This window comes from Streptomyces novaecaesareae, from assembly GCF_000716875.1.
Taxonomy (GTDB): domain Bacteria; phylum Actinomycetota; class Actinomycetes; order Streptomycetales; family Streptomycetaceae; genus Kitasatospora; species Kitasatospora novaecaesareae.
In genome coordinates this window covers 1-7162 of record NZ_JNWQ01000151.1, presented here as the reverse complement: position 1 = coordinate 7162, position 7162 = coordinate 1, and the positions used below count along the sequence as shown (strand labels likewise).

Annotated in this window: 6 protein-coding genes; 4 read left to right on the top strand and 2 right to left on the bottom strand. The window is 66.9% G+C overall.

The genetic code is table 11. The features are described 5' to 3' along the window. Positions 1 to 141: 141 nt before the first annotated feature. Both OP86_RS31730 and OP86_RS31725 read right to left on the bottom strand, forming a co-directional pair. Positions 142 to 333 carry a DUF397 domain-containing protein gene (locus tag OP86_RS31730; protein ID WP_030062258.1) on the bottom strand — a complete coding sequence of 64 codons (192 nt, stop codon included), beginning with the start codon at positions 331 to 333 and terminating at the stop codon, positions 142 to 144. After that, entirely contained in the window at positions 326 to 1189 is an 864-nt protein-coding gene (locus tag OP86_RS31725) for a helix-turn-helix domain-containing protein (protein WP_030062257.1), read from the bottom strand. The genes OP86_RS31730 and OP86_RS31725 overlap by 8 nt, the downstream gene beginning before the upstream one ends. A 265-nt stretch (positions 1190 to 1454) precedes the next feature. Here OP86_RS31725 and OP86_RS31720 point away from each other — a divergent pair, with 265 nt between their 5' ends. From OP86_RS31720 to dnaE, 4 genes are all read left to right on the top strand, one after another. Further along, complete coding sequence (locus OP86_RS31720) at positions 1455 to 1820, top strand: ATP-binding protein (RefSeq protein ID WP_051831116.1); 366 nt, start codon at positions 1455 to 1457, stop codon at positions 1818 to 1820. Beyond that, positions 1820 to 2071 (top strand): hypothetical protein, encoded by a 252-nt coding sequence (locus tag OP86_RS31715; protein ID WP_030062255.1) that lies wholly within the window; start codon positions 1820 to 1822, stop codon positions 2069 to 2071. Before OP86_RS31720 ends, OP86_RS31715 begins: the two co-directional genes overlap by 1 nt. Before the next feature lie 155 nt (positions 2072 to 2226). Next, on the top strand, positions 2227 to 3324 hold the full coding sequence (locus tag OP86_RS31710; RefSeq protein ID WP_030062254.1) for a hypothetical protein: 1098 nt from the start codon (positions 2227 to 2229) through the stop codon (positions 3322 to 3324). 162 nt (positions 3325 to 3486) lie between these two features. Continuing rightward, positions 3487 to 7020 carry a DNA polymerase III subunit alpha gene (gene dnaE, locus OP86_RS31705; protein ID WP_030260550.1) on the top strand — a complete coding sequence of 1178 codons (3534 nt, stop codon included), beginning with the start codon at positions 3487 to 3489 and terminating at the stop codon, positions 7018 to 7020. Positions 7021 to 7162: the final 142 nt, after the last annotated feature.

Here is a 7162-nt window from a genome sequence, read left to right as displayed (position 1 = left end):
ACGCGTACAAGAGCCTGCGCGTCGACCGACGCACCTACAAGGCCACCATCAGCATCGACATCCTGGGCGAGCCGATCAGCCCTTAACTTCACGGCCTTGACCCTTAGCCCCCTCGATCGGGGAGAGCGAGGGGGCGAAGTTCTAGGCGTGGTGGTCGAATTCGCCGGCCTTGGTGGCGTGGAGGAGGGCGGCGAAGGCGGCGGGGGTGGTGTGCAGGATGGTGTCGCCTTCGTCGGACTCGCGGAGTTCGACCGCCCCGTCGAACGTGCGGACCTCCACACACTCGTTGGTCGCGCCGCTGTAGCTGGACTTCTGCCACTTCGACTCAGGCATAGCTGTCTTCCGCTTCCTTCTTGACTGATCGGATGAGATCCCGCGACTTCTCGTTGGAGAATGCCAGGGTGTCCATGCGATCGAAGATAGTTCGATGCATGGCCAGGTCTGCTGGGGAGTCGAAGAACAGCACGCCTTGTGCGACGTCCATCTGGACGGTGTCCAAGTCGGGCACCGGGGCCTTGGCGAACGTGAGGTTTTCGGAAGCACCTGGGAAGGTGGCGACGGCGAAGGGCACTACACGGATTGAGATCCCGGGATGCGTGGAGTCGTCGATAAGCGCGTCGAGTTGCTCGACAAGCACCTTGGGCCCGCCGAACTGCATCCGGAGCGCGGCTTCGTGGATGAACGCTTGGAGAGGCGTCTTGCCTGACCGGACTATCTGCTGGCGTTGGATCCGAAACGCTGTGCGGACGTCGATCTCCGAGCGGGACAACGGCGGATAGACCCGCGTGAAGACAGCGGAGGCGTATGCGCCGGTCTGCAACAAGCCCGGGATGTAGGTGGTCGTGCAGGTGGAGAGGGCTGTTGCGTAGCTCTCGATCTCTGCGACTTCGAGGAAGTCTGTCGTCAGGACCTCGCGATACTCCTCCCACCAGCCTCTCCCGCGCTCGGAGATCATCTCGGTGAGGGCGTCGATCAGCGAGGGATTCGCACAGTTGCACGCGGCGGCGATGGTGCGGAGGCGGTCGATACTGATGCCGATCCGCCCGGATTCCATCTGAGTGACCTGGGCGGGAGTCATGCTGACAGCGCGGCCGAGTTCTGAACCACCGTAGCCAGCCCGCTCGCGCATTCTCCGCAGCTCGGTGCCAATCCTGCGCTGGCGGAGTGTTGGGTTGGAACGTGGAGGCATGGGTCCCTTCCGAAGGTCAGTGTGGTCAGTCTGCCGCGCGCTTCGAGCGTGGGTCCACCTGTTACCACCGTAGGGGGAAGTTTCCGCAAAGGGTGGAAAATTGGATACTCGTCTGCGCTATGGTCGATGTCACATCGATCCGACGGATCGTCAGTAACGCCTGCTAGCAAGCACCGCAGAGCAGCCATGTCCTTTTACCTGGCCTGGCTCACGGCGACATGTGTTCCGCCGGTTCTTCCCTCACTCACGCCTCGGGAGAAGTCCCATGCGTCACCTCAACACGCCCTCCCTCGCCATCGCCCGTCAGTCCCTGCGCGACACCATGACCCGTGTCGGGTGGGAGCCCTCCACGATCTTCGACGCGCAGCTCGCGCTCGTCGAACTCCTCGTCAACGCGTGGCGGCACGGGCACACGCCCGCTCCGATCATTCAGATCATCTCGATCGACCACACGCTCCGCGTCTCCGTGGCGGACGAGAGCCCGATCCCTCCCTCGCCCGGGACGCCCGATCTCTTCGCGGAGGCGGGACGTGGCCTCCAGCTCGTCTCCTGCCTCACGCACCGGTGGGGCGTCGACGCTCAGGAGCGTGGCAAGTGCGTCTGGTTCGAGCTGCAGAAGGACGCCGCTTGATGAAGCGCTACCCGATGAAGCCCACGGATCCCCGCGTCCAGTCGTTCTCGGACGCCCACGTCCGTTCGCTGTTGGCCGAACTCCACGAGCGGGGCCAGAAGTTCGGCCTGGTCTGGCCCTCCGCGAGCACCGACAAGACCCTGGACGGCCGCGTCCTCGTCCGGTTCAACACCGCGCCGGTCTCGACTCTCCTCAACCTCCTCACCCTGCTCCTCGACGCCGACCGTAACGACGGCCCGTGCGGTTTCTGATCGCCGCCGCCTTCGCCCTCCTCCTCGGCCTCGCGTTCGCCACCGTCGCCCTGGGCGTCGTCACCGTCCTCCGCGCGGCCCCGCCGCCGGACGAGGACGCGTGACCCGCCAGCCCCCGCCGCACGCGCGCCAGGGGCTGGGGCACGATGGAGCCCATGGCAGAGCGGAGATACGAGTACGCGCCGGCGGGGACGCTTCCGGGGTTGTTGCAGCGCGGTAGAGGGCTGGGTGCGGTGATGGCGGCGGAGGATCCGTCCTCAGCCGCCGACCTCGTGTACGGCTGCATCCGCTGGGAATGGCGGTGGGACTCGGTCGATGACCGAGAGCTGTACCTGGCCCGGCTGATCCGGGACCTGGAACTGCCGATCGGACCGGTGGTCGAGATGCTGGCCGGGGACGAGGACACCCACGACCGGGCAGTCGAGGTGCTGGAGCTGCTGGCGCTCGGTGGCTCGATCGAGGCCCGCGACGCGCTGCGCGTCCACTTGCCGGAGGAGGAGCAGGAGGAAGTCCCCGCTTCGAAGTGCCAGCCGGACAGGCCGGATCCGACGGCCGAGTTGCCGAGCAGTGCATTGGTGGCGCTGCTGGCCGACCCCGACGAGCCGGAGAGCCGGAAGATCAATGCGCTACGCGTGCTCTACCGGCGGGAGCCGGAGCCAGGGCTCGTACCGCTCGTACCTTCGCTCGGCATGGCGGACGGCGAGTACCCCCTGCCGCTGCTCCCGGGCGTCATCCGCAAGCTCGGCGCCCTCGCCATGCCGGCCGCCCGCGACTGGGTGACGTCCGACACCCGATGGCTGGCTTGGGAAGGCCTCGCCGTCCTGGCCGAGCACGGAGAGTCGCAGGACATCCCGGCGCTGATCGCCGAGCTGGAGCGGGACTGGGTGGATCGCACCTGGTGCGGGCCGGACGCACTCGCGCGCGGGTTGACGCGATTCGGTACGAAGGCCGCTGATGCGGTCTCCCTGCTGCGTCGCTTCTGGCTGTGGACTCCGCACTCGTACGAGCGTCCTGCCTACCTGACGGCGCTGGCCGCGCTCGGCTCGCCGGGGATGGCCGGGGCGTACACCGAGTCACTGTGGGACTGCGAGGCGCAAGCCCGCCTCCTGGGTGTCGAGCACGCGCCCGACCGGCCCGAGGTGAGAGCCCGCCTGGGGTACCTCCGGGAGGATCCGCTGGAGGAGCCGGAGATCAGAAAAGCCGCCGCGGCGCGACTCGCCGGGCTGAGCTCGGCGGCGTCTCCCGTCGAGTGAGCCAGCTGTTCGAGGGGGCTAAAGTAGACGCGTGAACGTGTGAGTGATGGTCCGGACCCCGCGAGGTGTTCCGGGCCACATCCATTTCCAGGGCATCTCCCCCTGTGACCTGCACGTTCGCCGGCCCACCAGACCAGCACCAGAGCCTCCGGAGGCCCCGCCTTGAGCGACCAGCCGTTCGCGCATCTGCACGTCCACACCGAGTACTCGATGCTGGACGGTGCCGCCCGGCTGAAGCAGATGTTCAAGGAGGTCGAGCGCCTCGGTCAGACCCACGTGGCCATGACCGACCACGGCAACATGTACGGCGCCGCCGAGTTCCACCGGCAGGCCACCGACGCGGGCATCACGCCCGTCATCGGCATCGAGGCGTACGTCGCCCCGGAAGCCCGCTCCAACACCAAGCGCATCCTGTGGGGCCAGCCGCACCAGAAGAAGGACGACGTCTCCGCGTCCGGCGCGTACACCCACAAGACCATCTGGGCCCGCAACAAGGAGGGCCTGCACAACCTCTTCAAGCTGACCTCGCGCTCCTACGCCGAGGGCTGGCTGGTGAAGTGGCCCCGGATGGACAAGGAGCTGATCTCCGAGCTGTCCGGCGGCCTGATGGCCACCACCGGCTGCCCCTCCGGCGAGGTGCAGACCCGCCTGCGGCTCGGCCAGTTCGACGAGGCCGTCAAGTCCGCCGCCGACTACCAGGACATCTTCGGCAAGGAGAACTACTTCCTGGAGCTGATGGACCACGGCCTCGACATCGAGAAGCGGGTCCGCGACGGGCTGCTGGAGATCAGCAAGAAGCTGAACATCCCCCCGGTCGTCACCAACGACTCGCACTACACCACCGAGGCCGACGCCGGCGCGCACGACCTCCTGCTCTGCGTCCAGACCGGCAAGAACCTCTCCGACCCGGACCGCTTCCGCTTCGACGGCACCGGCTACTACATCAAGTCCGCCGCCGAGATGTACGCGCTGGACTCCTCGGACGCCTGGCAGGAGGGCTGCCGCAACAGCCAGCTCCTCGTCGCCTCCCGCGTCGACACCGAGGGCATGTTCAAGTTCAAGAACCTCATGCCCCGCTTCCCCATCCCGGAGGGCTTCGAGTCCGAGGCGGACTTCTTCAAGTCCAAGGTCTGGGAGGGCATGGACTGGCGCTTCCCGGGCGGGTACGACGAGGAGCACAAGAAGCTCGCCGAGTACGAGATGGACACCATCATCCAGATGGGGTTCCCGGCGTACTTCCTCGTGGTCGCCGACTTCATCATGTGGGCCAAGAGCCAGGGCATCGCGGTGGGCCCCGGCCGTGGTTCGGCGGCCGGCTCGCTGGTCGCGTACGCGATGGGCATCACTGACCTCGACCCCATCCCGCACGGCCTGATCTTCGAGCGCTTCCTCAACCCCGAGCGCATCTCCATGCCCGATGTCGACATCGACTTCGACGAGCGCCGGCGCGGTGACGTGATCCGCTACGTGACGGAGAAGTGGGGATCCGACAAGGTCGCCATGATCGTCACGTACGGCACCATCAAGGCGAAGGCCGCCATCAAGGACTCCTCGCGAGTCCTCGGCTACCCGTACGCGATGGGTGACCGGATCACCAAGGCGATGCCGCCGGACGTCATGGGCAAGGGCATCCCGCTCTCCGGCATCACCGACTCCTCGCACCCGCGCTACGGCGAGGCCGGCGAGATCCGCGGCCTGTACGAGAACGACCCGGACGTCCGGAAGGTCATCGACACCGCGCGCGGCATCGAGGGCCTGATCCGCCAGCCCGGCGTGCACGCCGCCGGCGTCATCATGTCCGCCGAGCCGCTGACCGACCACATCCCGGTCTGGACCCGGCACACCGACGGCGTCACCATCACGCAGTTCGACTACCCGACCTGTGAGGGCCTCGGCCTTCTCAAGATGGACTTCCTCGGCCTGCGCAACCTGACGATCATGGACGACGCCGTCAAGGCGATCGAGAAGAACAAGGGCATCAAGATCAACCTGCTTGATCTGCCCCTCGACGACAAGCCGACCTACGAGCTGCTGGCGCGCGGTGACACGCTCGGCGTCTTCCAGCTCGACGGCGGCCCCATGCGCTCGCTGCTGCGCCTGATGAAGCCCGACAACTTCGAAGACATCTCGGCCGTCCTCGCGCTGTACCGGCCGGGCCCGATGGGCGTCAACTCCCACACGAACTACGCGCTGCGCAAGAACGGGCAGCAGGACATCACCCCGATCCACCCGGAGCTGGAGAAGCCCCTGGAAGAGGTGCTCCGGCCCACCTACGGCCTGATCGTCTACCAGGAGCAGGTCCAGAAGGCCGCGCAGATCCTCGCCGGCTACTCCCTCGGCCAGGCAGACCTGCTGCGCCGCGCCATGGGCAAGAAGAAGAAGGAGATCCTGGAAGCGGAGTTCGTCCCCTTCCAGAAGGGCTGCCGCGAGCGCGGCTACTCCGACGCGGCCATCCAGGCCGTGTGGGACGTCCTCGTCCCCTTCTCCGGCTACGCGTTCAACAAAGCGCACACCGCCGGGTACGGGCTGGTCTCGTACTGGACGGCCTACCTCAAGGCCAACTACCCGGCCGAGTACATGTCCGGCCTGCTCACGTCCGTCAAGGACGACAAGGACAAGTCCGCGGTCTACCTCAACGAGTGCCGCAAGATGGGCATCAACGTCCTGCCGCCGGACGTCAACGAATCGGATTCGGACTTCACCCCGCACGGTGACGACACCGTCCGCTTCGGGCTCACCGCCATCCGCAACGTCGGCGGGCCGGTCGTCGACTCGATGATCCGGACCCGCAAGACCAAGGGGAAGTTCTCCTCCTTCCCCGACTTCCTCGACAAGGTGGAATCGGTGGTCTGCAACAAGCGGACCGTCGAATCGCTGATCAAGGCCGGCGCCTTCGACTCGCTCGGCCACACCCGCAAGGGCCTCAGCGCACAGTTCGAGCCGATGATCGACAACGTCGTCGGCGTGAAGCGGAAGGAAGCCGAAGGGCAGTTCGACCTGTTCGGCGGCGACGCCGAAGCCGACGAACCCAGCTTCGGGCTCGACGTCGTCTTCTCCGAGGACGAGTGGGAGAAGTCCTTCCTGCTCGCCCAGGAACGGGAGATGCTCGGCCTCTACGTCTCCTCGCACCCGCTGCACGGCATCGAGCACGTGCTCGCCGACAAGGCGGACTGCGCGGTCGCCGACCTCGCCGAACGGCCCGACGGGACGATCATCACCATCGGCGGCATCATCTCGGGCCTCCAGCGGAAGATGACCAAGCAGGGCAACGCCTGGGCCATCGCCACCGTCGAGGACCTGGCCGGCTCCATCGACTGCATGTTCTTCCCGGCGAGCTACCAGCTGGTGTCCTCGCAACTCGTCGAGGACGCCGTGGTGTTCGTGCGTGGCAAGCTCGACAAGCGGGAGGACGTGCCGCGGCTGATGGGGATGGAACTGTCCGTCCCCGACCTGTCCAACGCGCATGCCGACGCACCGATCACCATCAACATCCCCAGCGGGAAGATCACCCCGCCGCTGGTCGCCCGGCTCGGCGAGGTGCTGGGGAGCCACCGGGGCACCACCGAGGTCCGGGTGCGGCTGGAGAGCCGCAACAAGACGACGGTGCTGCGGCTGGACCGGCACCGGGTGAAGTCGGACCCGGCGCTGTTCGGGGACCTGAAGCAGTTGCTCGGGCCCAGCTGTTTGGCGGTGTGAGACGGCTGTGTGTGCAGCGGGCTGTTGAAGCCTGAGTGCGGGTAGTGGCCTTCCGCTTCGCGCAGTTCCCCGCGCCCCTTCGGGCGCGGGGAACTTTTGTGTGTGGGGGGAGACGCGGGGAGAAGCGCGGGGAGGGGGAGGG